The following is a 26953-nucleotide window of genomic DNA, read 5'->3' on the forward strand; positions in this document are numbered from 1 at the left end:
TGTCGAGCCAAACATGGATAAGTAATGTGTGACAACGTTTTTAAGAGTACTGAATTGACCGACCGCTAAACTCAATACCTTTGCGACAAAATGTCCCACTTATCTTAACTATTCTTGCATTTATGTGCTCTTTAAGGGGTTTTTGGTACATCGATCCCATTCCCATCCACGACACTATTGAGGTGCAGATGGGACTTTCTATAATCGCTATCAAGTACTTTAGTGGTCTCTTTTTTTCTAATACTTATCCATATAAGGAATGTCTAATGCAAAGGCGTGATTTTTTGAAAGGTGCAGCGATTTTGTCGGCAGCGGGAACCGTGATGCCAGTGTTGGCGGCGTCGACCCAAGCCAGTTCAATGGTCGATAAAGCCTGCGGCCGTCGCCGTTTTACCTTAACCAATACCTATCAATTAGTCGCGCCAGAAGGCTCATCCGGTGTGGTGAAGTTATGGGTGCCGCTACCCGAAAACACGGCCTTTCAACAGGTTGAAAAACTTAACTTTAGCGGCACTTATCAAGATGCTTATATCAGTGCTAATAACCATTATGGCGCCAAAACCCTGTTTGCGACTTGGCCCGATGCTAAAGGTAAAATGACCTTAACATTAGAATTAGTGATAGAAACCCAAGATTGGGAACCCCTTAAAAGCGGCGAGTTAAGCCATTATCGCGCGCCAGTAAAACCTGAGTATCCTGCTGAAGTCGCTATCTACCTTAAGCCAACCAAGCATATGCCAGTGGACGGTATCGTGAAGCAGACCGCCGATAAGATTGTGGGTAAAGAGACCGAACCACTCAAACAAGCACAACTCATTTATAACTGGGTGAGTGCCAATATGTACCGTGATAACAGTGTGATAGGTTGCGGTAATGGTGATGTGGCCGCGATTCTTGAAAGTGGCAAACTCGGTGGAAAATGCACTGATATCAACTCAGTGTTTGTGGCGCTGATGCGCGCAGTGGGTGTGCCCGCCCGTGAGATGTTTGGTATTCGTTTAGGCCAAGCGATCAAGATGGGGAAATACTCTAAAAAAGCCTTTGGCAGTGCTGATGAAAAAGGGGTTGCTGATGTCACTGGTGGCCAACATTGCCGTGCCATGTTTTATCTTGCTGGTTATGGCTGGTTACCCGCCGATCCTGCGGATGTGACTAAAATGCGCCTCACCGAGAATAAAGAACATAACGACCCTGCAGTGCAAGCGGTGAATGACTACCTATTTGGTAACTGGGAAATGAATTGGGTAGGCTTTAACTATGGCCGTGACTTTGACTTATTCCCCGCCGCAGAGCAGACTCCACTCAACAATTTTGGTTACCCTTACGCTGAAGTGGATGGCGACCCTGTCAATTACTATGAGCCAAAAGTATTTGCCTATGACTACCAGTCAAGCGAACAGCGTTAAACAGCTGTTAGCCACCATGACCGCCGCAGTGATTGCGGCGATCGCCTCCAGCCTTTGTTGTATTGCGCCCTTAATCTATTTAGTGTTTGGCGTCTCTGCCGCGGGGCTGTCGGGGTTATCGAGTTTAGGTTGGTTACAAGTGCCTATGTTGATCCTGTCAACCGGGCTTATCTTGCTTGGATTTTGGCGTTTGTACTTTGCCAAAAAGCCGCTTTGCACCGGCAAGTTTAGCCGAGGGCAAATGTTACTCATTTACTGGCTTAGCGTGCCGATTGTGCTGGCCTTTCAGCTGTATCCCTTTGTTTTACCTTGGTTGCTTGAGGTGTTTGAATGAAGCCACTATCACGTATCACAGGATTTTCCACACTATCGACCCTATTAGTTATCACATCATTGGGATTTACGCCCTTCACTAGGGCAGACAATCTGTTGGTCACACTCGATGTTAAAGGCATGACTTGCCCATTGTGCGTCACCGTCGTCAATCAAGCCTTGCGCAAAACCGATGGCGTGATTAAGGCCAAAGCTAATTTGAAAACTGAGCAAGCGGTAGTGACAGTTGCTGAGGATTATAACCTCGACAATCTGCTAAAAGCTGTTGATGCCACCGGATACAAAGGCAGCATCAACAAGGTTGAAAAGCAGAGTTGAGAAGCTTTTAGCCGTTCGAGTGAATCGCTAGTACAGGCTACTCTTGGCTGTCTAGAATGGCTTTTAAGCGCGCAAAGGTTTTCATTGAGTTCGTGGCTAACATCGTTTGATAGGCTGGATTTTGGGCGTGCAACTCATATTTATTCGGCGCTGTTTTTCTAACAACGCGGAGCAAATACTGGTTATCCCCCGTATCTTGCTTTATCTGGTGGTGTTGTGGTTTTTATTAAAACGATTCAGATTGCTCTTGCTACAGTTAATATTAAGTCCATTTTGCGTATTTCCTAATAAGTTAAGTCATTTAAGCGGCTTTATATTAAGGCGCACAGCTTGGGTTGACGAGTTTTATTAGGGATTGCAGATGTTAACTATCGCGCTGGCGGGCTAATAACAAGGGGTTAACAGGTGAGTGTTAACCCCTTTTTTGAAGCGTTTTACTTCAGTTTTTTAAATCATTTTTGACTAATTTTTAAATCATTTTTTGAAGAAGGCTTCGTTGGTGCCGTATGGGCCTAAATCTAAGTCGCGTTTGCGGATGGCATCTACACGGTCGAAGGCTTCTTCGGCCACGCGTAGGTTTTTCACATCTTTACGCCAGTAGTATTTAAATCCATCAAAGTGGGCGTTGTTTGGATACCAGTAAAATACACCTAAACCTTCTTTATTGAGGATTGGGGTGTTGTGAATATGGGCACCAGGAATATAGAAGTACTGACCTTTTGCTAAGGTTTCAAATTTATTGTTTGCCAGTGTTTTACTGGTGCCGTTGACCACGTAGTAACACTCTGGTTGACCATGGAAATGTGGCTCATGGTCTGATTTCAAACCATTGGTGATACCGATAACCATTGGGCTGTCTGAGAGTTCTTTCCAGATATAACCCACTGGTGAGTTTTTAGGATCGCAGTTTTTGGCTTCGAGTACGTTACCGTGGTCATCCAAGGTTTTACAAAAACGTTGGTCTGCGGCAATGCTGTCATTGGGTTTGATGGTGTTAAAGTCGATTTTGCCTGCTTCCCAATCAGCAATGTAGGCCTCGATTTCTGGGTTACTGCACTGCTCTGGCATGGTGTTTTGCGGCACATAGGGTGTGCTGTCGTACGGCACTGGCGTCATTTGTTGATAGGGCAGTTGCGCATGGTTACATTGTGGGCCTTGAGCCATAACCGCTGTAGACGTTAGTGCGGCTAATCCAAAAAGCATTTTTAATTTCATCATTCCAATCCTATTTTTGCATCGCTTAGTGGCGATATTGTGTTGGTTATGTTGTTACGTGACTAACAATAAAGTGATTGGTTGATGGTAAAGGTGAATTGGATCACGGCATATTTTGAGTGGCAAACTTATTCGTGACTCTACTCGCGAATAATCTTACCGTCTGAGCCGCTTTACAGCTGCAATTGCATGCTGAGCTGGGCATAGTTGGCCATTCCCTGCTGCGCATAGGGATGGGCTGAGCTGTTGTTATCTTCAATTTGATAGCGGCCCACTTCAATACCTAGGGTGAGTGCTTGGGTTAAATTGGTAAACAAATTCACACCAACGTGGCTGCGATCCGTTTGTTCTCTCTCTGTGCGAGTATGACCAAAAAAGAGTGTCGAGCGGGTGTAGTCAGTCCAAAAGTGGCGGTAGGCAAACATGGCGGATGTCGAGGTTTCTAATTCTCCTTCAATAATATCGCGCGCAGCGTCGGTGCCGACATAACGACCTAGGTGGCCGTAGTGCAATTGCAGGCGCAGATCATCTTGGCCAAAGGTAAAGAGTTTGGCGGCAAGGGAGAGCCCGCCAGCCCATTGCGATGTGCCCGCTGGATCTAAATAACGCACTAAGCCTGAGAGAGACACATTGCCCCAATCGCCGGATTGGTTGTAGCGGGCAATCATATCTGGGATGTAGTCATGGCTGGTATCAATCCAGTTTGGTTTGGCTGCTGTAACGCTGGTTAGTCCATCCGTTTGGGCTTGGGTGCCGTAGGTGTAGGGATTTTCGAGGGCGAATTGCCATTCTTCGGTGCTATAGCGGATAAGTGCTTGTCTTACCATGGCTTGTCCAACTAATGGCCCACCTAAATCGGCTGTTTCGGCAAAGGTACTGGTATTGACTAAGGTTGACCAGGTTTGCCCGGCGGTGATGCCTTGATAACTGATATAGGCATGCCTAAGCCGTGGACTGTAGGAGTTGGAGATAATCGGATTTCCTTGGCTGGAGCCAACAAAATCGATTTCGGCAAAGGCTTTGGCCTCATCGGTGTTAAGTGTCAAATTAAAGCGGCTTTCTTGGGCGCCAAATTGGGTGCGTTTGCTGTGCTCGACAACCTTGCCTCCACCTGTCCAACTGTCTTGAAAGGCTAGATTTCCTTCAACAAAGCGAGTGTTGGCCTTAATAAAGCCGCCTAATTGCACATCGGCGGCATATAGTGAGGATGAACAGATAAAATAAACAGCAAGTCTAGGTAAATATTGTAGTTTCATCGTTCACTCTATAAGAAAAAAACATAAAAAAAGCCCTAACGAATAGGGCAAAAAAAGGTATAGCAGTCTAAAACGGCAGGGAGGAGGGACGTTCTAAACTGCGCAAATATTAGAAGTAGTAACCAAAGTTGATGTTGATACGTTTATCCCAATCGTTACCGACTTCTGGTAGGCCAACGTGGTCGTTATTGGCGGTCGAGAAGGTCATGTTTTTACCCATGACAAAGTCAATCATGGTGTAAGTTGGGCCTGCAGAAATCGCCATACCGGTGACGTTTTGCATGCTGTTGTCGTAGCTATCGTCATCAACATCAGGCGTCATTAAACCAAAGTCGTTATAAAACTTAATGCTGCCCCAATCTGTGTTAACCGTTTTGGCAATGTTGATGTTATAGGCTTGGCCTTTTGAGGCGATTTCGTACTGCCAGCTCACCACCGATACGCCAATTTTGTTGTCGTCGATAGCATCTGCAGCATTGTATTCATACTGCATGGCTTGCATTTGTAGGTTCCAGCCGTTGTAGCTGCTGTCTACATGCAGTGCGACAGCATAGCGGTCGCCATTATTACCGGTTTTGCTGTTGTAGATTTGGCCGACCTGTACTGAGCCACCAAAAGTGGTTGCGCCACCTTCGTATTCGGCGGTGTAGGTTTGGCGCACGTTGAGTTGGTTGGTTTCTTCGTTGTTGTATTCAGTGCCATTGATGGTGCCGGTATACAAGTCAGTTGAATAACGCTTGTTTTCGGTTGGGCCGTATTCGGCGTTTTTATAAAACGCTAAATCCGTGTGCCAGCCGTTTTTCTCATAGGTCGCTTTTAAGCCGATGTCATGGTCATCTTCAAAGCCTAAATAGTAAGGCAGACCAAACCACCAACTGTTAGAGATAAACTCGCGGTTACCAAAGGGCACTTTGTTGATACCAAATTGCAGTTGCCAGTCTGGATCAATGTTGTAGTAGCCATAACCATACTTGATGTAGTTAGTGCCTGAGGTAAAACGGTATTCCGCCGCTAAACCGAAATCGCCTTTTTTACCATCAAATTTAATCGCGGCCATGTCGAAGTTAAAGTCGCCGCCTTTATCCTTCGATTTTTCATCATAATCGCGATAGCCATAGTTAACGCGCACGGCGCCGCCAACATTGATGCCATCTTCTTGCTCTGCGGCAAAGGCGTTAGTTTGAGATAGTGCGATAGCGGTTGCCACCATGGACAACATAAACCGGGTGGATTTTTTCATCATCATTACCTTTCTTAAGTTTTTGTATTATAAAAATTAAATTACATTTCTTTGAACCAAGTTCGGTGGCATTCAGCGCACACTGGCGCCTTTTTCTCATGCTCGCTGTGACAGGCTAAGCAGCTGGCACCTTGGTTGTAGTGCAGTGATTTGTGTGGATGGGCTTCAGGGATGGCAAGCTTGGACTCATCCACCGCAATACTGGTAATTTCGCCATGACATTCAACGCAGGCCGCATCGGTGGCATTTTGTTTACCCGAACCTTGGTGACACCCTTTACAACCATCTTGGTAGATAAATTCGTGGTTGGTTCTGCCTTGGGTGCTGCCTTTCATCTTGACGAGGTCTCCTGCATTGGCTGCGCCAGTGAACAGAGTTGCAACAACGAGTGTGAGTAGTAATGTTTTCATCATGATTTAGGCCTGCATGTCAGATTTGATGGTTTCAGCAACGATAATTCCCATCGTTAAGCACTCTAGACAAGCTGTTGAACTTAAACGGGTTCCACCGTGAGTTCCGCCTGTCGCTTCGCCGACGGCATAGAGCTTTTTGATGGAGGTCAGTGACTGGCTGTGTATGACTCGCGCACCTAAATCGGTTTTTAAGCCGCCCATGCAGTAGTGCACTTTTGGCCAAATACGCGACACAATAAACGGCGCTTTAAGCTCAACTGCCGTATCCATCATGCGGCCAAATAAAGGGTCAATGCGCTGGGGCACTTGTTTGTTGTACTCGGCAACGGTTTGTTTGAGCTGTGCAACTGGAATATTGAATTGCTTAGCTAATTGCTCAAGGCTATCGACTTTCCAAGCGATTTGGTCACGCACTGCGCGGGTCACTTCCTCTGCACCAACATGATCGTCATGGTTAAAAAACACCACGGGATAGGCGGGTGAGCCATCTGGATGACGGTTTTTCATAATGGCATCGGAGCAGGTTTTTCTATCGGCGCGTTCATTCATAAAACGCTTACCGTCTAACACATTGACTGAAATTCCTTTATGGAAACCAATCGAGAGCAGAGCATTTGACCAGCCAAAGCCGCCTTCATCGGGCGAGCCCCAGTGACCTGTTTGAATAAAGCTCATATGAACCGGGAAAGCACCGTGTGCCATGGCTGTTAGTGTGACTTCGCCAGTTGCGCCGAGGGCATTGGTACAATCTAAGGTTTTATCTAATGCAGGGTCGACCAGCTCACGTAGTGCTAAGTTACGTGAGAAACCACCGTGGGCAAGGATAACGGCCTTATTGGCTTTGATGTAGATCGTTTTACCGGTTTTGAGATCCGGAAAGCGATAATTTTGACGCACTTTCAAGCCAACAATCTCTTGGCCATCCATGATGAAGTCTTCAACATAGTGTTGTAAACGGTATTCAACGCCTTCTTTTTTACCTGCTTCGTACAGTTTAGTGGTGATATCGCCACCGACACCGTGCTGAGTGCGGATAGCACGTGCTTTATTGTGGCCACCCACTTGTTGGTTAAAGCCTTCGCGGAATTTGACACCAGTGTCGATACACAATTGGTAGGCATCGAGGGCGCGATTGGCAATTTGTCGCAGCATGTCGGTATTTTGCATACCGCGGCCAGAAATGATTTGATCTTTCACTAGCTCTTCGGGTGAGTCATCATTGATCCCTTGAGCTAATTGAATTGGGTTTTTAGGGATAGCTAACCAGCCACCGTTGATCGCCGAGTTGCCCCCGATCACCTGCATTTTTTCTAATACCAGTATCGAGCCTAGACCTTGACGCTTAGCATTTAGTGCGGATGACAGACCCGCAAAACCCGAACCCACCACAATCACATCGCGAGTTTCATCCCATTTAATGTTTGAGGCGCATTCAGTGGCTGATGCTGCACTTGGTAGTGCCGCTGCGATACCACCGACCGCTGCGCCTGCACCTAGCTTTAAAAAACTTCTTCTATCATGCATTTTTTGTTAACCCTCTATGTCAGTTATCAGCAAGATAGAGGTTATGAACCGCGCCTAAGGAGAAGTGAGTCACGACTTTTTTTCAGTGACAATTTTATTCGTGAGTTATCTCGTGAATATCTTTTCTTTGAAGTAGATTGCTTTAATAACGAACGAGATGAAGATAATTTAATCTATGAAAGTATGCTGTTGATAAAATGTAAGTTTGAGGTAAATCACAAAGGTTGGTATTTAAAAGGTTTGGATGTGACCTTTATCCCGATTAACTCTTTACTGTCTATAAATATTATTTGTTAGCAACACATAATGTACTTTTTACGTATGTTGGAATAAATGAATGAAATGTCCATCTGATTCACTCTCTATTTTACGTTGTAATCAAATATTGGATGCGGCTGAAAGGCTGATTGAATCACAAGGTATTGTATCATTTAAGTTTTCCCAGCTGGCACATGAGGTTGGATGTTCTACAGGTACTTTATATAAGTTTTTTGAACGTAAAGAAGATGTGTTGGTTTGTTTATTTTTAAGAAGTGCAACATCAAATCACTTACCGATATTTATCCATAAGAATCCAGAGTTAACTGCACAAGAGAAAGTGCTTTTACCGATATTATTTACTTTTGAAACCATTAAGCGCAGTAGTAGCTTTTTTACGCTGCGTTCGGTGTCGGTAAATACCATGGTTTGGAAATTGGCGAGTGATGAAAAAGTTGAACGTTTTAAAAAACGTATTAATGCTTTTTGGAGTTGGTTTACAGACTCATTACATTTAGCGGTTGAGAATGGTGAATTAGTCGCCACTCCATTACAAATAAAAGAATTAGTTCAAGGAATTACCTTTTATCTAACGGGAGCTCTGACACAATTTGAAAGTCAATTGATTGCGCCTGAGTTCTTATCTGATCGCCGTGAAACCTGTTATCGACATTTGGCAAACCTGATGGCGCGATACGATTGGAAAACGCCTTTAACCTTTGCGCTGTTTGATTCGTTAGAGGCCAGAACCATCAAGTTTTTTGACCAACATTATCGTGACCATATGACCTGCGCAGCCTGTAGCGCGCTATCAAATACCGACACCAAGGCATTATCTCCCTGTACTCGTCAGTGTGGTTAGGGCGTCCTGCAATTCGGGTTTTATTCCACTCGCAGTGAGCGAGCTTTGTCTCACTGCGACTAAGAATTAGGCTCATTAAATCATAAGCTTAATTTCAAAATTTATGATTGGCTAGCAACCAAGCAAGTTCGGCGGCGTTACTCACCTGCATTTTTTGCATGACTTTTTGCCTATGCAACTCAATGGTTCGCTGCGCGATATCTAGCTCCGCTGCAATGACTTTGTTCATTTTCCCTGCCAGTATGCCTTCCATCACCTGCGTTTCACGCTGGCTGAGGGTGGCGAGTCGATTGGCAATGTCTGATTGCAAATTTTGTTGATGCCATTTTTGCTCAGTATGTTGTTGGGCTTGGGTTAAAAGCTGAAATAGCTTCTCACCATCAACCGGTTTTTCAAGAAAGTTGAGTGCGCCCTGTTGGATGCAGTCTACGGCCATGGCAATGGTGCCGTGACCGGTGAGCATGATGACGCTGATTACACTTTGCACTTGATTTAAATGGCTTAGCAGTGCCACGCCGTCCATACCTGGCATTTTGATGTCGAGCAAAAGTACGGCGGGTTGCTTGATATCAACGCTTTTTAAAAACGTATCCGCAGCGTTAAAGCCTTTGCAGTTAAGCCCCATCCCTTCAAGCATCCAGCTTAACGAATCCAGTACATCTTGATCATCATCTACAAGGTAAAGTGGTGTCATTTGAGCTCTCTTAAGCTGATGGCTGGTTGAGTGGCAGGGTGACTTTTACCGTTAACCCCGGCGCGGCGTGCTGTGCTTCAATTTTGCCTTTGTGTTCCTCAATAATGCGTTTGCAGATAACCATGCCTAGGCCAAGCCCTTGGGGTTTGGAGGTTTCAAAGGGAAAGAATAAGCGTTCGAGGGCGTTATCACTCAGGCCGCAACCCGAGTCAGTGATATGAATATAGACGCTTTCGCTTGTGGTACCTGTGTCGATAATCAATGACTTATGGGGGCTGTTTTCCATGGCATCTAGGGCATTGCGTAATAAATTCACCAGCACTTGCTGGATCAAACTGGCATCGGCAAATACGGGTAAGGTTTGTAAGTTGACTTTAGGGCTGAGTTTGAGCCGCTGAAATTCAGGTTGCATCAAGGTCAAGGTTTCTTCTATCACGGCGCGTAAATCACAGGGCTGGTAATCACTGGTTTGTTGGCAAAATGTGCGCAGACGATGGATAGTGGTTTGGGCTCTATCGACTTGGTTAATGACCTTATTGAGCGCGGTAGCAAGTTCGGCTTGGGTGTTATCTAGCCGATATAAACAGCCTTGGGTGAGATAGCGAATACCGGCCAGGGGTTGTTTTAGCTCGTGGGCAATGCCTGAGGCCATTTCGCCCGTCAGCAGTACCCGTTGGGCGCGGTAAAACTGTTGTTGTTGCTCGAGTAAGATTTTTTGGGTGTGCTGATGATGGGTTATTTCGGCAGATAGGGCTTGGGTGCGTTTGACCACTAAACGTTTAACCCTTAAGTGATGAATATAGCCCAGTAGCAAGGCAAAAATGAAGCTTGCACCCCAAGGTAAGGCATTGTGCAGTAATCGCTGCCAGTTAGTGACAAATGGCCATTGCTCTAATTGTTTTAACAGTTCAAATACCGGGCTATCGTCCACGGGAGCCGACCAATATTGATATCTTCCTTGCACCGCCGCTTGGCTCTCTGGGGATATTTGCAACAGGCTGGTGACCACTTGGGTAGCAAGTTTATGATCCGTATGGCCTAATTTGGTTAAGGCGTAGCCGGGATACAACTGGGTGGACACTTCGCAGGCAAAATCAGGATGCGGTTGCTTAAGGACCACTTTTAATTTATTCGCTGGAATGAGTCCTCGCTCTAGTGCATTTTCCAATACGCAGCTAGGTAATATCGCAACATCAGCCTCACCCGATAACAGCATTTGCAATAGTTTTTGCTGTGGAAAACCAATAAAGCGCAGCTGAGGAATATCGCGGTAGGCATTGATGCCTTTGGTTGCCATCGTCGCTGCAAAAATTTGAAATCCGCCAAAGGCTTGTGGATCGCTTGATACCAACTTTTCATCTTTAAGTTGTGCCCATTGGCTCAGGTTGTTGTCAATTCGCGTGACGATGGCAGAGCCGATGCTCTGCTCTGGTGAATGCACGCGGTTATGGACTAGGGTGAGTAAGTGACTGGTACCATAGTTTTTTTTAAATGCGACCGTGGTGAGGGCATTGCCAATTAAAAAGTCGATACGTTGCTTAGCGAGTGCTTCATCTAATTGAGTTGGCGTTAATGGCGTGAGTTGTACCGGACGATGCAACTGCTGGCTCAGCCAATCAGCGGTAGGCTGCCAATTGGCCATGACTTCATCGGGTTCATTAAACGCCATTATGCCTATTCGCACCGGATCACTTGTATGGCTATCGGCGGCAATGGCAGGCAGCTTAAAGCCGATAAAAAGGGCCAGGATAAACATTAATCGAGTGAAGAATTGATACATGGTTTAAACCTGACTGGGCGATTTCATTTAGTGGTTAACACAACAAGACGTTACAGCATCGCTGTATAATAGGCTGCGCGATGCTGAGCTGATAGCCAAAAATAGTGGCCATATTATGCCTATTAGTGATTGCTGATGTATTGAGCCGCTTCACACATTAGCCTAAGGGGTGAGTTTAGCGCGATATTGTTCAAATTGTGGGGTGGCGATTTTGGTGCCTTGTTCATCCAGAAACCATACCGCTTCAATATCGCCAATACGCTTTATTAAGGCTTGCGCTTCAGGCATCGGTAATAAAAACAAACTGGTTGAAATCACATCAGCAAGAATGGGTTTATTCTTCATAATAACCGATACTGAGATACCTTCATTTTTCGGATAGAGTGTCGTTGGATCAATAATGTGATGATACTCTTGGCCATTCACAGTGTAATAATTGAGATAATTTCCACTCGATACAATGGTTATATCTTCACCTTGAATGATTTCATGGTAAATATCACCGCTATTAGTCTCGATATTATCTTTATGTTCTAGTTGATATTTGCGAATTAATGGATTTTCGATAGCCGTAATAAATTGGCGGCCATTTGGGTGGGTGCCAAAATGGCGAATATTTCCACCAGCATTAATCATAAAGGCAGTAATATTATCGGCTTTTAATTGGTCGTACACTTTTTCAACCATCCAACCTTTGGCTATACCGCCTAAATCCAGTTTCATTCCTGGTTTCATTTGAATGGTATTATTGTTCACATCGAGTTTTATCTGTTTTATATCAATGTATTTTGCCGCGTTGGCTAACTCGATATCACTGGGTAGTTCGCATGTGCCGCCCTGTTGGCAACGTTTTCGATAGCTTCGCCAAACTTCTAACACGGGGGCTAAGGCAACGTTAAATCGGCCTTGGGTAATGCCATGCCATTCAATACTGGTTGCTAATAATTCGGTGAGTTTTGCATCGATATGGTGTAATTGTTCAGGATTATTATTGATAGTCTGGATATTGGTGTAGCCAGGGTAAGTGCTAAAGTTTGATGCTAAATAATGATATTCCTGCACCACATTAAGTGCATGGCATAATGCTGAGTAGGCTTTGTTTTTGTCTGCCTCATAAATATCAATGGTAATGGAAGTGCCAAAATATTTTAACGTATTCATACTGCCTTTTCCGTGCTCATAATTAAATGTTGCATTGGTATTGCAGTCGAATGGTGAAAAAGTCGCATTTGCCATTGTTGGCGTAAAAAAGAGATAAATTAATACAGTAAAAGATAATAAATATTTCATACATCCCCCATCTTGATGACGATTAAATTAGTAGCATGAATTTCAGTTGATGACAGTAATCAATCAGCAAAGTGTTAGCTAACTCAACTATTTTGAATTGAGGTTGGCATATTGCGGTTATCCGCAATTGTCGAATTCTTTCCGAGGTCTATGCTGGCGGCAAGTTCATTAGTTGAAGAGCGTTATATGATGAAATCTGAATTACATTTCAAAAAAAGTTTGCTGGTTAGTGCGGTTGCATTCGCAACATTTGCCTTAGCAGGTTGTGCTAATACTGCACCGCAGGGGAAATATATTGATGGCGTCCATCATGTCAGTGGTAAGGGTAAAAAGAGCGACATCACCCTTGAAGTTAAGGTTGAGCAGGGGAATATCACTCAGGTAAAAACTCTGTCACATAAAGAAACCGAGTCACTGTACCTTAATGCTGAGCGTTTGCTACCCGAGATTGTGAGCCGTAATGGTCATGAGGGGATTGATGCCATCTCAGGCGCAACCTACTCATCTAATGGTATTTTAAAAGCAATCAATGATTTACCTCGTGTAGATGGCAGTAAGCCTGAATATCAAACCGTGGGTGCTCGCAGCCAAACAGGGGATGATGATTTTAAACTGAAATGGTCTATCCAACCGCGTTTAGGCTTAGTGAAAGGTGATTACTACTTTGAAGAAGCCCGTTTCCGTCAAGGGCATATGGGTAGCATGTTGGTGGTAGTGGATTCAAACAACCTTCAGGATGTGATCCTGGCCGAGTTTAATGAGAGTGGTCGTCCGAATTACTATACCCGCCTTTACCAAAATGTGCCTAAGCGTATGTCTGAATACAATTTTTCTATGGGCAAAAAGAAAGGTACCGCATGGGTACAATCCGCATTAACCATGGAAAAGTTAATGATGGAAAAAGACCAACTTACCTTTGAGTTAAATCCTCACTACGATCCTAAGTTAGGCAACCAGCTCAGCGAGCCTAACCGATTAAAATATAAAGGTATTGATATTGTTGCTGGCGCCTCAAACAGCATTCAGCAATCGATGATCCCCTTGACCGCTAAGATCCATAGTCGGATTCAAGCAGGAGCGAGTGATGCGCTTTTTTATCAGCAAGCCGAAAAATTGCTCGATGAAAAAGGTCGCTGGACAGGCGTTACCGCGATGTTGCGGTTAGTGGTTGATAAAAATAGCCACAAAATTACCCATGCCCATTACGATGAAATCTTTGCTGACGAGAAGAAAGATATCCAAGACGCCTCATTGAAAGCATTTTATCGCCAATCCAAATATGACTCGATTAATTATGTTGAACCCGCGCGTATCGGATTTAACGTGATGATTGATGCCTTATCTTCGCATCTGAAAGAGGGTGGTTCGCTGTTCAATATTAATGATTTACCTGCGGCAGGTGATACCGGTAGTTACGCTCAAACCGGCTTTACTAAGCGTTCAGATGCCTGGGACAACTATCTGCGACTCGCTGATGTGTTGTACAAGCAAATGCGTGCCGATGGCGTGATTAATGAACATGCCTTACCTGCTCAGTAATATTGGATACCTAACATGATGAATAAATCATTTGCTATTTCGATGCTTACCTTGGCGCTATGTGCTACACAGGCCGTGGCCGATGAACATAAGTTTTATGGTCGTATCGATTATTCGGTAACCAATTCCGATAGTGGCAGTGCGACGCATAAAAATAAAAGCGGCACCGTATTAGAAAATAACTTTACGCGCATCGGTATTAAAGGCGCTAGCCAATTAACCGACAGCACCTCACTGTTTTACCAAATTGAGGTTGGCGTAAATGGTGAGAGCCAAGATAGTGGCGATAAACCATTCTCAGCACGCCCAACATTTATTGGTGTGAAGCACAGCACTTATGGTGCCTTAGCGGTTGGACGGATTGATCCGGTATTTAAAATGGCTAAGGGGATGTCTGATGCAATGGACAATTACTCCTTAAAACATGACCGTTTATTTGCCGGTGATAAGCGTTGGGGGGACTCCTTTGAATACAAATCCGCCCATTGGAATAAGTTGCAATTAGGTGTGAGCTATTTATTGGAGGACAATCATTACACTAATAATGATAACCGCCGTGATAATGGCAATTACCAGTTAGCGGTTACCTATGGTGATAAGTTCTTTAAAACGGGTGATGTGTACGCTGCTGTTGCCTACAGTGATGGTGTGGAAGATATTGAAGCTTACCGTGGTGTTGTCCAATATAAGTGGGATAAATGGCAGTTTGCGACAATGCTACAACATTCAAAATTGGTGAATACCGATAAAATCGATTGGCAACAGCGTGAAGGTGATGGTGTTATCGTTAGTGCCAAATATCAATTAGGCCAATTATCATTAAAGGCCCAATATGGATTTGATAACTCCGGTACCGGATTAATCGCTAATCGTGTTTATGCCAGTAAAAACACCCTAATTGATGAGGTGCCAGAAATCTCTCAGTGGGCGATTGGTGCTGAATATAAATTAAGTAAGTCAACACGGCTACACACCGAAATCGGTCAGTTTTATGTGAAGCAATATGATGATTTTGACGATACCATTGTTAGCCTTGGTATGCGTTACGACTTCTAAAATTTATCAATAGTTTGTCACCTTGCTAAGTTATGTACTGCATTTAGCAAGGTGATAATTGTTTAGCTTAGTTGTTATTTTTGCAATATGGTGTTTACTTTGTTGCGCTGGCAGTATTTTTTGCTTTAAACCACTATTTCGTGATATTTTGAGTTCGGTGCTTTTCTAATTCGTTAATATTCCCTCCTTCTTCAGCCCTCGAAAGATATAGCATTAAGCGACACGCCAAATAGCCGTTAAGCCTGCATAGAAAAAATACTATGCTAATGACTACTATATAAGTAAAAAATAACCTAATAATTTTATTTATGTTGCATGAACGGGCATAATGCGGCGTTTAATTATTTAGTTACAAGGAATAACCATGAAGTATTTGGTTAGCGTAGTGAGCTGTTTTCTATTATCGGCCTGTTCCTTTGGGGATGCTGATGTGGAGTTTAATCCTAAAAAAGGTGAAGAGCGTGCATATCAAGTGTATAGCTCCACCAAGATTACAGTTGATACGGATAGTCGTACCGAAACAGTGAATACCACATCCCATCAATTATTGCGTTATAAGGTTCTCGATACGGGCACAAATAGTCGGTTTGAAGTGCATGTCGATTATATGAAAATGCGTGATGGTCAAGGGAGTGGCGTGAGTAGTGGCGAACGGGCTGAACGGAACCCTGAAATGCACGCTATTTTTTCACAGGGTTTTGAATTTACATTAAATTTAGACGATGGCAGCGTTAAAGCATTTAGCGCACTCAACAAGCCTGTATGGCAAGCGCAGTTGGCTGAGCGGGGGCTTGAACTGGAGCAGGAGCTTAAAAAGCTATTTAGTTCATCGGTCTTTCTTAACAGCATACCCGCTAAAGAGGGCGCTATCGTTGCGCTTCCAGCCTATCAAGGCCATGCTAATGCCAAGCTTACCGTGTTAAAAGTCACAGAGACACATGTACTGGCTCAAGTGCAAAGTGACGGTGCCCAAGCCAACATTTACGGCCAACTGATGCTCGAGCGTGAGCGAGGTTGGCTAGTGCAGATGGCTTTAGTCGCTGAAGCGCCATTTGAGCGTTATGGTTTTAAAGGCGTGATGCGCAGCAATGTGATAATGGTGCCCAGTGAGCGAAAGCTGGGTGACCTGTCGCAACGAGTGGGTTTTGATTACGATTTCCCGCCAACAGAGTACCCGAAACAACCTGAATTAGTGCTAGAAGATGCGAATAAAACCTTAGCGGAAGAGGCGGTATTTGCGCTTGATGCAGGTTACTTTGACCTAAGTGATGACCAACTAAGCCTTGCTTATCAGCATGATGTTTCAGGTTTAAAAGCCTCTGGTGATTTTCACTTAACCGATATCACCGCCCACAGTGCCGATGGCAGCGTGCTGCCAATACAACTATTTAAGGTCGGTGGTTACAGTTACCCTGAAAAGGGTGGTTTTTATCGTTCCCTTGAGCAACATTTGCTTATCGGCTGGAACGAGCCCTCGACACTGTTTGATCAGGTAGCTGAGTTTCGTGCTAAAGCCCATTATCAAGGGGCGAAACTGGTCAAACTGACCTTGACGCCAGATCCAAGCAAAACGGTGACCTTGCAGTATCAAGATTTACAACTGGAGTTGACCCCCGTTGCCGATAAACCCTTCACTTATCTGCTGACATCGAAGGATGCGACCAATACATCTTGGTTGACTGGCCGATTTGACGGGGCTGAAGGCGCTATGCTGAAGTACCAAACCCCGACTACGACAGGGCCGGATTGGTTAACCTCTGCTGAGCTGAATATGTTGGCGTTAGTCTCATCGGAGCAATATCAATCCACCACCCTGTTTAGCTTTCCTGCTGAGCCGCCGACGCTCACCATTTATGTTAATACTGCCGCGGATAGTCGCGAATTGACTAAAAATGTTCGTTTTATTCCTATGAACGATTACATGCAAAATACCAACTATCCCCCAGTGTATGAGACAACGCTTTACCGTGATGACATGTATGCGCGTTACGATGAGCAGCCGCACCCCTCTATTCCCGATGCTCCCGCATTACTCGAACCACAAATGCTGGCTAAATACGGCGTTGGTTTACAGTTAACCTCCGAGCAGGCCGCCGTGTGTCGTTTAAGCGTGGTGGATGCGCCCCAAGTCGATGGTCACACGTTGCAATGGACATCTATCAAATCTGAAAACAGCTTAGTGGAGCAGCTCGATAAGTCTGTGCAGTATCAACTGACGAGTGCCGATGGCATCCGTCGTAACTTTTATGGTATCCGTGTGGCCAGCACTTTAGCCTGCACTGGTACTCCTCAATGGCAAGCACTTGCCTATCAACCTAAACACGGTTGGCTGATTGATATCACCCAACTGCCCAATTTGGATACGACTCAAACGGTGGCCGACTTTATGCGTCGTTATCGTTTTTTAAATGCGCAGAATGTGGCGTTAGCTCCGGCTATTCAAGGTGATGGCAGTGATTTTTATCAGCGCCCGTTGCAGCAAATATTACGTGAGGAGCGTTGGTTTGTGCTGGCAGGGCGAGCTGCCGCGATAGAATATCTGACCATCAGCGGCGACCCAGTGAATAAGCAGTGGGTTACCACCTTCCCAGCATTACCTTAAGGAGCCGAATATGAGAGTTTTATTACTATTATCAGTGCTCTTGATGTCATTTAATTTGTCTGCGGAGCGGATCTTACTCGACGAACAATGGCGCCTCAGCGATGTGCCGGGTGAAGCCATCTATTATCAGCAGCAAGCGGCAACGGCGCAAAATGGCGAGTGGTCAGTGCAGCTATTTTATCTGGAGACGGATAAACCGGTTTTTAAGGGCCGCGTTAACAGCCCCAATTTAGCGGAGAGTTATATCGTTGGTGATTTCGAGTTCTTCTACCCCGACGGTCAACTGTCTCGCAAGGGAAGTAGCGATGCACAAGGGCGTTATCAGGGAACACATTTGCATTACTGGGAAGATGGAAAACTCTCGGGAGAGTACCACTACCTGAACGGCCAGTTACATGGAGAGCAGAAAAGTTACCATACCAATGGTCAATTACGCGACCATCAACATTATGTGAATGGTGTGGAATCTGGATTAGCGCAAAGTTATTTTGACAATGGCCAGCTGCAAACACGGGTAACCTATGGCGCTAACGGTATGGAAGGGCTTTATGAAAGCTTCCATAACAATGGACAGCCGGAGCAAACCGTGAATATGGTGGCGGGAAAAAGAGAAGGTGAGCGACTGTATTGGACAAAGGAAGGTTGGTTATTCACCAAAGAGTTTTATCTTAACGGCAAAATACATGGCGAAGTGTTGGTGTACCAAGCGGCAGATGTGTTACAGGAAATTAAACATTATCAGCATGATAAGCAGGTAGGGATACAGCAGCGTTTTGATCCACAAGGGCGGTTAGCAGCGCAACAATTGTATGATAAGGATGGCCGCGAAATTCAAAATATTAGCTACGATGATGAAGGTAAAGTAACAAGCCAAACTGACACCCAGTATCTTGCCAAAGGCCAGCTAACTACTGAAAAACGTTTCGATGCAACTGGAGCATTAACCGCTCAATATCAGCGTGATACTGTAAAGGACTGGAGTCTGCGTCAGCGTTTTACTGCAACCGGTGAGTTGATTGAACGGGAAGAACAACTCAAGGGACTGTATGACGGTTTGTATATTGGGGATGGCTGGAATGGTTATGTCCGACGGATTAACTACAGCAAAGGTAAAATGCACGGTGCATATCGCGAAGATAATGCTTTAGACGGTGGATTTGTCACCGGGCAATATCATTTCGGTGTAAAGGTCGGTAGGTGGGTGACCAAAAACGCTGATATGACCCGTAATGAGCAGTTTAATCAACAAGGCCTGCTTAACGGTGAACAAACCGAAATCGCCGCCGATGGCACGCTAATGCTGCAAGCGTTTTATCAAAACGAAAAATTACATGGTGCGTATTTACAGCGTGGCTTTGATAAACAATTGCAGGCTCAAGGCCAGTATGTGAACGGTCAACGTGAAGGTAAATGGTTGGTTGATGACAGTAGCTATAACCATGTTAAGCTCTGGCACGGGCAGTATCGTGCGGGCCACGAAGTTGGTCGCTGGCAAGCGTTTTCGGCAAATGGCCATTTATTAGGGCTGATGCAATATGATGATAAAGGCCGCTTGCAAGGTAAAAGCTACAGTTTTAACGAAGATGGCAGCTTGGAGCGAAGCGAGGAGTACGTTGATAATCAATTACACGGTCAATTAGTGTATTACTTCAATGGTGAAGCCTCATCCGTGTATCACTATCAAAAAGGGGTTGATGTCGGTCAATAGCAGAACGGTAATCGCCCAGAACCCATCTTGGGCGATTTGAGGTGAACTGAACGTATTAGCTCAAGGATGAGTTAATGCACATCAGCGCTAACGGTGTGCTTTAAGCCAGCGTCCTGGTGGCATTCCAAATTCTCGTTCGAATGCGCGTGCAAAGGTTGCACTGCCACTGTATCCACCACTCAGTGCAACCTGAGCAATAGGTTCCCCAGCCAATAATTGTTGGCATGCCATCATCATTCGCCACTGAGTCAGATACTCAAGTGGCGATAATCCCGTCAACAGTTGAAAATGAGCCGCAAAACGTGAGCGAGACATGCCCGCTTCTTTCGCGAGTGTTGCTACTGTCCATTTTTCCTCATAACGCTTATGCATCACACCAATCGCACGCGCTAGTCGTGGATCAGATAATCCAGCCAATATGCCTTGTTGAGTGTGGCCATTATCAACGATGTAACGCAACAATAAGATAAATACGGTCTCCAACAAGCGAGTGATAATGGGGGCTTGGCCATATTGATTCGCAAATGCCTCTGAAAAAAGTAGGGTGACTAGCGGTTTTAATTCTGGCTGTTCACTCAGCGGTAGCACTAATACATTGGGGAGTGCCATTTGTATTGGGGATTGGTTTCCTTGTCCAAATGAAACGCTCGCACAGACGAGATCACATCCTTCAGCATCAACGGGTTCCATGCTGTGTTTAAGCCCCCGAGGAAAAAGGATTAGGCAAGGTTCTGTTAACAATCGTGGTTCATCAAATTCCTGATAAAGCGTCATCGCACCCGCGTTAAGCAAGTGTAGATGGCCCCCTTCAGGATAATCTTGGCTAAGCGAGGTTTGGCATAAGTTACCAGCGAAAAACATCGAAGCACGTGGCGCTGTATGAGCCAATAGAATTGAGAGAGGATCCATTTTGAGACGATAGGTGTTTAATTAAGGACTATTTGCGATAAATCGTATCATTGTGGGCTGTAAGCTATCAACCGTAACTTACACAATTAAATTGGAGCACGACTATGAGCCGTATTAAACCTGTTTCTCAACCTTCTTCAACTGTTGCACCAAGCTTTGCGGCAATGCAGCGTAACCTTGGTATGGTACCTAACCTATATGCCACGTTAGCTCACTCGCCAGTGTTATTTAATGGATTTTTGGCTTTTGCTGACGCACTAGGTAAGGGGCGGTTAACGACGACTCAGCGTGAATTACTCGCGTTGGCAATTGGCCAAAGTAATGAGTGCCAATATTGCCTATCTGCACATACATTGTTAGCGAGTAAGGCCGGCTTATCAGTTGACGCGATAAAGTCTGCGCGTCAAGGAAATGCAGAGTCTCCTCTCGATAATGCTTTGCTGCAACTGGCGACCGCGTTAGTTCATCAACGTGGAGTGCTCACCGATGAACAACTTGCTAATGTTCGTCACGCTGGCGTTGATGATGAATTAATGCTTGAAGTACTCGGCCAAGTTGTAGTCAACACCCTGACCAACTATGGAAATCATTTGGCTGCAACAGAAATTGATTTCCCAATAGTTCCTTTGCGTCCTTAGCCAAGGAGCATTTATGAAACAATATGATAAAGGTTTTTTGCTTGCTCTTGGCGGTGTGGTACTGACACTCCTCTGGATTGGCATATTTAAGTTTACGCCAACCGAAGCGGCAGCAATTCGTCCTCTCGTTGCAAGTCATCCTTTGATGAACTGGCTCTATAGCATTTTATCTGAACAGGGAGTATCTAACTTAATTGGTGTGGTTGAGATAGTCACAGCAATAGGGCTGGTGATAGGAATTTGGCGCCCACGTGTTGGTTACTGGGCGAGTTTGAGTGCACTCATCACTTTTGTCATGACGCTGAGCTTCCTGTTGACCTTACCCTCGGTATGGAAGTTGGTTGATGGTGTACCCGTTACCGAGTTCTTTATTCTCAAGGATCTGGTATTTCTGGGTGTGGTTTGGTCTTACCTTAATCAAAATAAGGCGCAACTCATTCGGGCATCTTGAGCTATTAGCATGACAACGTAAATATATGTGCAGTGCATATCGTCCATTTAAATAAAGTCATTGATATAAGCACAGCCAACTATTTTTATCGTAAATATAAAAAATGCCGAGTGATAATTCACTCGGCATTTTGATATTTTTGATAGGAAAAGTTTACTTAGTAAAAAACACGAGTGTCCAAGGTATTATGTATGCTTGGATCACTGTGAGTAAACCAATAAAAGTACAGAAAAATAGACTGTGCTTTAGAGTAAAGCGGAAAAGATCAGATTCTTTACCTGCTAACCCTGTAGCAGCACAGGCAACCGCAATAGATTGTGGCGAAATCATTTTTCCTGTTACCCCACCAGTCGTATTTGCGGCGACTAATAACTCCGGTGTTACACCAATTTGGTTTGCAGTGTTGGCTTGCAGCGCACCAAAAAGAGCATTTGATGAGGTGTCTGAACCGGTTAAAAATACCCCTAGCCAACCTAAGAATGGTGAAAAGAACGGGAAAGCCACTCCAGTGCCTGCCAGTACTAACGCTAAGGTTGAAGATAGACCTGAGTAGTTTGCTACAAAAGCGAATGCTAATACTAAGCCTATGGATAATATCGGGAATTTTAATTCAATTAATGTTTCTTTAAATGATTTAAGTGCATTGCTTACTGACATTTTAAGAATAAAAATTGAAATTATTGCGGCTAATAGAATGGCGGTTCCTACAGCGCTTAATATATTGAGTTTATATATTGCAGCATAGGGGGTTTCTTTAGTCACAATCGGGGCTGTTTTTATCACTAAATTATGCAAGTAAGGCACTTCGATACTGATAGTGGCAAAACTTAGTGCGAGTTGTACATCTTTTAAACTCCACAGGGTTACAATCGCGGTAAGAATAATAAATGGAGACCAAGCTTTAAATATCTGACTATTAGAAAACGTAGATTTTGGCGTAATAGCTCTTTGCTTCATTCCTGAAAAAGTGAAAATTTCTTTTGGTTGCCATACTTTTAAAAATAATGTCAAACAAACTAGGCTGACTAAAGCAGAAGTAATATCGGGTAATTCAGGACCGATAAAGTTTGAGGTAAAAAATTGTGTAACTGCAAATGAAACGCCCGCCACTAATGTAGCGGGCCATGTTTGACGAATTCCCCTAATACCGTCCATCATCGCAATAAGCCAGAATGGCACTATTATCGATAATATTGGCAGTTGACGGCCAGCGAGTTGTCCAATATGGAATGGATCAAGTGATGAAACCTGACCTGCGACAATGATAGGAATTCCCATCGCGCCAAAGGCTACAGGCGCTGTATTCGCGATTAAGCAAAGTCCTGCTGCGTACAACGGATTGAATCCAAGCCCGACTAATAATGCCGCAGTAATAGCCACGGGAGCACCAAAACCCGCCGCTCCCTCAAGGAAGGCTCCAAATGAGAAACCAACCAATAGCATTTGTAAGCGTTGATCTTCTGTCACTGAAATGACAGAGGAACGTATAATCTCGAATTGACCTGTTTTAACGGTGATTTTATATAAAAATACCGCGGTAATAATGATCCAAGCTATAGGCCAGAGACCATAACTAAAACCATATATCGCAGATGCAACCGCCATAGTGACAGGCATTTTATAAGTAATTATTGCAACCGCTAGGGCAATCAATAAAGTTAAAGCTCCGGCAATATAACCTTTGAGTTTTAACACCGTCAAAGCTAAAAAGAAAAATACAATAGGTAGTAAGGCGACTATTGCAGTTAGCCACAAGCTACCAAGTGGCGTATAAGTTTGGGTCCAAGTCATAGGGAGGTAGGTCCATGTAGTTATAGTATGTTAATAAACGGTATTGCATACGCAACGTCACAGATACTAATGTTTGGTGATGTAGATGTAATGTTTCTTGTTGTGATAAGTGACTTTGGTCACGCTATATGTGGAGGCATAGGGTTTTAGTCAGATGGCTGGCGAGTGAGTGCATAAATTTAGTGCGTTAATGCTATTTAGCTAAATTAGTTTTTATTTATTATATTGAAAGAGTTTTATCTTTATTAGAGTAACTGAATTTTAGCCGGTGATAACGTTATATTAATTAATTCATATATCTGGTTATTATTAATTTTAAATTAATTTATTTTAGTGATTAATTAATTTCAACTTCTTCTCTATATTAGAAATCTAGGATTGTTGAAATGTGATCAAAATATAATTAGTCTTAGTGAATGTTTGGGTTTAATCAAAACAACTTTAATACAATAAATTAACCATTTCAGTTTCTTCTTCTGGTTTTATTTTTTTAATTTTATTACTTTCAATGTATTGGATGATTTTTGAGAATGATTTTCTTTTGTTTTTTTAGTGATCTAAGGCAGGTTTTTAGTGGTTTTTAGATGTGGGTTGGCTTATTGGATGTTTATTATTAACAATCGTTAACCTTGGTTTTTTTGTGGTTACTATAAAAGTGGATTTTCCACTGCTAAGTCATGTTAACCATAAGGCATTAAATATGAGATGGCGTAAAATTAAAACTCTGATAATGGGAGCGAGCCTGTTCCTTATATTATCTCCATCTGTTAAAGCTCAAGAAATTTCATCAAGTCCCAAACTGGGAGAGCAAATAGAAAAAATACTCACAGATAAGTTTGCTGAAGGTAAATATTCCGCTAAAGGCGCAGATACTTGTTTAATGTGCCATCGTAAAAATAACACCGTTATGGCTATTTTTGATGGGGTGCATGGCGATATCAATAATAGCAAATCCCCAATGGCAGGATTGCAATGCGAGGCATGCCATGGGCCACTCGGACAGCACAATCAAGGAGGCAAGGAGCCAATGATTAGCTTTGGTTCTGACAGTCCGTTGTCAGCACCTAGCCAAAATACCGTTTGTTTAGGTTGCCATCAAAAAACTGAGCAAAGTGGCTGGCATAGCAGCTTACATAACATGGAAGAAATAGCCTGTGCGGATTGCCATAAAGTCCATGCAGCTAAAGATCCGGTACTGCAAAAGCAACAGGTGAGCCAAGTGTGCACTTCTTGTCATACTCGGCAGAAATCCGATATGAATAAGCGTTCATCTCATCCATTAAAGTGGAATGACATGACCTGCATCGATTGTCATAACCCCCACGGTTCATTTAATGAGAGTGCCTTAAAAAAGACCTCAATTAATGACACTTGCTATAGCTGCCATGCGGAAAAACGCGGTCCTTTCCTGTGGGAACATGCTCCTGTGACCGAAAACTGCTCCACTTGCCACAATCCCCACGGCAGTGTGAATGACGCGCTCGTCAAGCAACGCGTCCCTCAACTATGCCAACAATGTCATGCCGATGATGGACATGCTAGTCGGGTGGTCACTCAACCAGGTTCTGACGCGTTTGGTGCTGGTATGGGATGCCTCAATTGTCATAGCCAAATCCATGGCTCCAACCACCCTAGCGGCAGCAATTTTGCCCGTTGATTAAGGAGTCTGCCATGTCTTTTAAACTTAATATCATTACCTTGGGATTGCTTGCTGCTACCAGTGGTGTGAGTGCTGCAGACTTTTCTGTGCACAAAGCTAATCTGCAAGGGCTAAAGTTGGATGCTTATCAGTGTAAAAGCTGCATAGGAGAGAAGCGTTATCAAGGTGAGCTGCAGTTAAGTGCAGGCTGGGCCGAGAATGATGATATTCATGCGGGGAATGCCTTTGGCGATGCCAGCGATGGATTGCGCGCGGCTATGGATGCGGACGTAGGTTATCGCAATGCGGGTTATGAAGCTAATGTTCAAGCATATCAATTGGGACTAGAGAACAGCTATGCCCACCTTGATGCGGGTCGGTCTGGACAGTATGCCCTGAACCTTGATTATCAATTATTAACTCGATACGACAGCCGAGCGCAAACGCAGTTGTGGCACAACAATGGCCTACTTTTGCCAGACACTGCGACTCGAGATGTCGATTTACAGCTGGAACGCGAAAAGGTGGGCTTGGGATTAGCCGCGCAATATGGCGTCATGCAGGCGTTTATTAACTACGACCACGAACAAAAAACGGGTAATCGTCGCAGTAGTTTAGTAACTCCTCGCCCTGTTAACTTTGCACTGCCTGTTGATGCTAACACTGAAAACCTCAATGCGGGCCTTAATATTTCGGGTGAAAATTGGTTAAGCGAGCTGGCTTACCATGGCAGTTTTTACCGAAATAATATTAATAACTTAAGCTTACCTTATTCGCCCGATGTGTATGCTGCTACGCCTGATAATGATGCCCATCAAGTCTCGTTATCTGGGCAATACATGCTTGGACGTGGCAACGTCAATGGCCGTCTCGCCGCTGGACGGATGCTTCAAGATGGCGATTTAATCCAAGTCAGTGGTAATCCGTTACAAAGCTGGGATGGTCAGGTTGATACCTTAGATGCGCGGATTGGCTTCAGCAATATGTTAAGCCCGCGATGGCGTGTTAACGGTCAGGTTGACTATAGCGAACGCGATAATAAAAGCTCTGTATGGGAGTTTGCGCAATTAGAGTTTGATAATGTCAGTGGTGCGTTTAAGCAAAATGTCCTCATGGACATCGAAAGGCTGACATACAAACTCCACAGCAGTTACCGTTTTAACAGTGAGTATCGCCTCATGGGAGGCTACGACCGTAAAGAGGTAGAACGCAGTTACCTTGAGCGAGAACAAACCCATGATGACGCATTTTGGGCCAAGCTGAATATCAGATCCTTGGCAAACACTGTGATTGATTTTGGTGGGCGCTATGAGAACCGCAGCGGCTCGGTCTACAACGCTGTCGAAAATACCTCGATTGAAGAAAATCCACTATTGCGTAAGTTTTATCTCGCAGACCGTGAGCGTCAGGCGGTTGATCTGAAGGTGAATTATGTACCACTTTCGTGGTTGACTATTGATTTAAATGGATATTATGCCAAGGATGATTACGCTAAAACCATTATAGGCCTAACAGAATCGACCGATTATGGTTATGACCTGCAATTGGGGATGCAACTCTCTGAGCAATTGCACCTCTATGCCTCTGCAAGCCAACAATGGATAGACTCCGCCATCGCAGGTAGCCAATCGTTTTCCTCACCAGACAGGTATAACGATGTTGCTGATGAATTTATCAATTTAGGTGCGGGATTTACCTATAGTGGTTTATTCGATGACAGGCTGACACTTGGTGGGAATTATCAATTCTCCAACTCCGCAAGCGATACCTTAATCACCTATAACGAGATCCAGCCATACGGTGATTACTACTCCTATAACCACAGTGTCGAGCTCTATGGTCGCTACGCTCTGAGTGAGCGTATGGGGCTCAAGCTAAGTTATCAGTACGAGCGTTATTACGACACCGACTATAGCCAATCCGCAGTCAATAGCATTCCTGGGTTAATCACCCTAGGCGACTTAAACCATAACTACAACGCGCACTTGCTGATGTTTACCTTCAGCTACCTGCTGCCTTGATTGATAAGAG

The 26953-nt window shown here is 44.3% G+C and carries 22 protein-coding genes; 12 read left to right on the top strand and 10 right to left on the bottom strand.

Annotated elements, in window-relative coordinates; all coding sequences use genetic code 11:
- Positions 1 to 266: 266 nt before the first annotated feature.
- The 3 genes from SHEWPOL2_RS01830 to SHEWPOL2_RS01840 are packed head-to-tail and all read left to right on the top strand — an operon-like array spanning position 267 to position 2057.
- Positions 267 to 1406 (top strand): transglutaminase domain-containing protein, encoded by a 1140-nt coding sequence (locus SHEWPOL2_RS01830; RefSeq protein ID WP_037425483.1) that lies wholly within the window; start codon positions 267 to 269, stop codon positions 1404 to 1406.
- A 16-nt stretch (positions 1407 to 1422) separates the two neighbouring features.
- Positions 1423 to 1740, top strand: a complete 318-nt coding sequence (locus tag SHEWPOL2_RS01835) for a membrane protein (protein WP_037416095.1) — start codon at positions 1423 to 1425, stop codon at positions 1738 to 1740.
- Complete coding sequence (locus SHEWPOL2_RS01840) at positions 1737 to 2057, top strand: heavy metal-associated domain-containing protein (RefSeq protein WP_050991293.1); 321 nt, start codon at positions 1737 to 1739, stop codon at positions 2055 to 2057. The genes SHEWPOL2_RS01835 and SHEWPOL2_RS01840 overlap by 4 nt, the downstream gene beginning before the upstream one ends.
- 474 nt (positions 2058 to 2531) lie before the next feature.
- Here the strand turns inward: SHEWPOL2_RS01840 and SHEWPOL2_RS01845 are convergent, their stop codons facing one another.
- From SHEWPOL2_RS01845 to SHEWPOL2_RS01865, 5 genes are all read right to left on the bottom strand, one after another.
- Positions 2532 to 3275, bottom strand: coding sequence for a cupin (locus SHEWPOL2_RS01845; protein WP_037425485.1), 744 nt, complete (start codon positions 3273 to 3275; stop codon positions 2532 to 2534).
- Between the two features lie 170 nt (positions 3276 to 3445).
- The gene (locus SHEWPOL2_RS01850; RefSeq protein WP_037425487.1) at positions 3446 to 4528 is read right to left on the bottom strand and encodes a hypothetical protein; all 1083 of its coding nucleotides are present in this window, start codon (positions 4526 to 4528) and stop codon (positions 3446 to 3448) included.
- A 109-nt stretch (positions 4529 to 4637) separates the two neighbouring features.
- Positions 4638 to 5771 (bottom strand): membrane protein, encoded by a 1134-nt coding sequence (locus SHEWPOL2_RS01855; protein ID WP_037425559.1) that lies wholly within the window; start codon positions 5769 to 5771, stop codon positions 4638 to 4640.
- A 38-nt stretch (positions 5772 to 5809) separates the two neighbouring features.
- Positions 5810 to 6181, bottom strand: a complete 372-nt coding sequence (locus SHEWPOL2_RS01860) for a cytochrome c3 family protein (RefSeq protein ID WP_086023967.1) — start codon at positions 6179 to 6181, stop codon at positions 5810 to 5812.
- A gap of 3 nt (positions 6182 to 6184) precedes the next feature.
- The gene (locus SHEWPOL2_RS01865; RefSeq protein ID WP_037425490.1) at positions 6185 to 7705 is read right to left on the bottom strand and encodes a flavocytochrome c; all 1521 of its coding nucleotides are present in this window, start codon (positions 7703 to 7705) and stop codon (positions 6185 to 6187) included.
- A gap of 337 nt (positions 7706 to 8042) precedes the next feature.
- On the opposite strand from SHEWPOL2_RS01865, the gene SHEWPOL2_RS01875 reads away from it, so the two are divergent.
- Positions 8043 to 8825 (top strand): TetR/AcrR family transcriptional regulator, encoded by a 783-nt coding sequence (locus SHEWPOL2_RS01875; protein WP_037425496.1) that lies wholly within the window; start codon positions 8043 to 8045, stop codon positions 8823 to 8825.
- Between the two features lie 94 nt (positions 8826 to 8919).
- Here SHEWPOL2_RS01875 and SHEWPOL2_RS01880 read toward each other — a convergent pair whose 3' ends face one another.
- The 3 genes from SHEWPOL2_RS01880 to SHEWPOL2_RS01890 form a co-directional block, all read right to left on the bottom strand.
- Positions 8920 to 9519: a response regulator gene (locus SHEWPOL2_RS01880; RefSeq protein WP_037425499.1), complete on the bottom strand. Its 600-nt coding sequence runs from the start codon at positions 9517 to 9519 to the stop codon at positions 8920 to 8922.
- Positions 9520 to 9529: 10 nt separating this feature from the next.
- Positions 9530 to 11299: a PhnD/SsuA/transferrin family substrate-binding protein gene (locus SHEWPOL2_RS01885; protein ID WP_037425502.1), complete on the bottom strand. Its 1770-nt coding sequence runs from the start codon at positions 11297 to 11299 to the stop codon at positions 9530 to 9532.
- Positions 11300 to 11461: 162 nt separating this feature from the next.
- Complete coding sequence (locus tag SHEWPOL2_RS01890) at positions 11462 to 12589, bottom strand: FAD:protein FMN transferase (RefSeq protein WP_037425505.1); 1128 nt, start codon at positions 12587 to 12589, stop codon at positions 11462 to 11464.
- Positions 12590 to 12775: 186 nt separating this feature from the next.
- Here SHEWPOL2_RS01890 and SHEWPOL2_RS01895 point away from each other — a divergent pair, with 186 nt between their 5' ends.
- The 4 genes from SHEWPOL2_RS01895 to SHEWPOL2_RS01910 all read left to right on the top strand — a co-directional run bounded on the left by SHEWPOL2_RS01895 (position 12776) and on the right by SHEWPOL2_RS01910 (position 19494).
- Positions 12776 to 14128, top strand: coding sequence for an FMN-binding protein (locus tag SHEWPOL2_RS01895; RefSeq protein WP_037425562.1), 1353 nt, complete (start codon positions 12776 to 12778; stop codon positions 14126 to 14128).
- A gap of 15 nt (positions 14129 to 14143) precedes the next feature.
- Positions 14144 to 15184 (top strand): porin, encoded by a 1041-nt coding sequence (locus SHEWPOL2_RS01900; protein ID WP_239642728.1) that lies wholly within the window; start codon positions 14144 to 14146, stop codon positions 15182 to 15184.
- A gap of 364 nt (positions 15185 to 15548) precedes the next feature.
- Positions 15549 to 17786 carry a hypothetical protein gene (locus tag SHEWPOL2_RS01905; protein ID WP_037425508.1) on the top strand — a complete coding sequence of 746 codons (2238 nt, stop codon included), beginning with the start codon at positions 15549 to 15551 and terminating at the stop codon, positions 17784 to 17786.
- 10 nt (positions 17787 to 17796) lie between these two features.
- On the top strand, positions 17797 to 19494 hold the full coding sequence (locus SHEWPOL2_RS01910) for a toxin-antitoxin system YwqK family antitoxin (RefSeq protein ID WP_037425511.1): 1698 nt from the start codon (positions 17797 to 17799) through the stop codon (positions 19492 to 19494).
- 87 nt (positions 19495 to 19581) lie between these two features.
- On the opposite strand, the gene SHEWPOL2_RS01915 is transcribed toward SHEWPOL2_RS01910, so the two are convergent.
- Positions 19582 to 20403: an AraC family transcriptional regulator gene (locus tag SHEWPOL2_RS01915; protein WP_037415791.1), complete on the bottom strand. Its 822-nt coding sequence runs from the start codon at positions 20401 to 20403 to the stop codon at positions 19582 to 19584.
- Positions 20404 to 20507: 104 nt separating this feature from the next.
- Between SHEWPOL2_RS01915 and SHEWPOL2_RS01920 the strand changes: the two genes are divergently transcribed.
- Both SHEWPOL2_RS01920 and SHEWPOL2_RS01925 read left to right on the top strand, forming a co-directional pair.
- Entirely contained in the window at positions 20508 to 21041 is a 534-nt protein-coding gene (locus SHEWPOL2_RS01920) for a carboxymuconolactone decarboxylase family protein (RefSeq protein WP_037415794.1), read from the top strand.
- Positions 21042 to 21054: 13 nt separating this feature from the next.
- Entirely contained in the window at positions 21055 to 21492 is a 438-nt protein-coding gene (locus SHEWPOL2_RS01925) for a DUF417 family protein (protein ID WP_037425515.1), read from the top strand.
- A 153-nt stretch (positions 21493 to 21645) separates the two neighbouring features.
- Here SHEWPOL2_RS01925 and SHEWPOL2_RS01930 read toward each other — a convergent pair whose 3' ends face one another.
- Positions 21646 to 23283, bottom strand: coding sequence for a lactate permease LctP family transporter (locus SHEWPOL2_RS01930; protein WP_037415799.1), 1638 nt, complete (start codon positions 23281 to 23283; stop codon positions 21646 to 21648).
- Positions 23284 to 23983: 700 nt separating this feature from the next.
- On the opposite strand from SHEWPOL2_RS01930, the gene SHEWPOL2_RS01935 reads away from it, so the two are divergent.
- Together SHEWPOL2_RS01935 and SHEWPOL2_RS01940 are read left to right on the top strand one after the other, a co-directional pair.
- The gene (locus SHEWPOL2_RS01935; RefSeq protein WP_037425566.1) at positions 23984 to 24940 is read left to right on the top strand and encodes a DmsE family decaheme c-type cytochrome; all 957 of its coding nucleotides are present in this window, start codon (positions 23984 to 23986) and stop codon (positions 24938 to 24940) included.
- A 14-nt stretch (positions 24941 to 24954) separates the two neighbouring features.
- Positions 24955 to 26943, top strand: coding sequence for an MtrB/PioB family decaheme-associated outer membrane protein (locus tag SHEWPOL2_RS01940; protein ID WP_037425517.1), 1989 nt, complete (start codon positions 24955 to 24957; stop codon positions 26941 to 26943).
- Positions 26944 to 26953: the final 10 nt, after the last annotated feature.

Origin of the sequence: Shewanella sp. POL2, from assembly GCF_000282755.1 — a bacterium.
Lineage (GTDB): Bacteria > Pseudomonadota > Gammaproteobacteria > Enterobacterales > Shewanellaceae > Shewanella > Shewanella xiamenensis.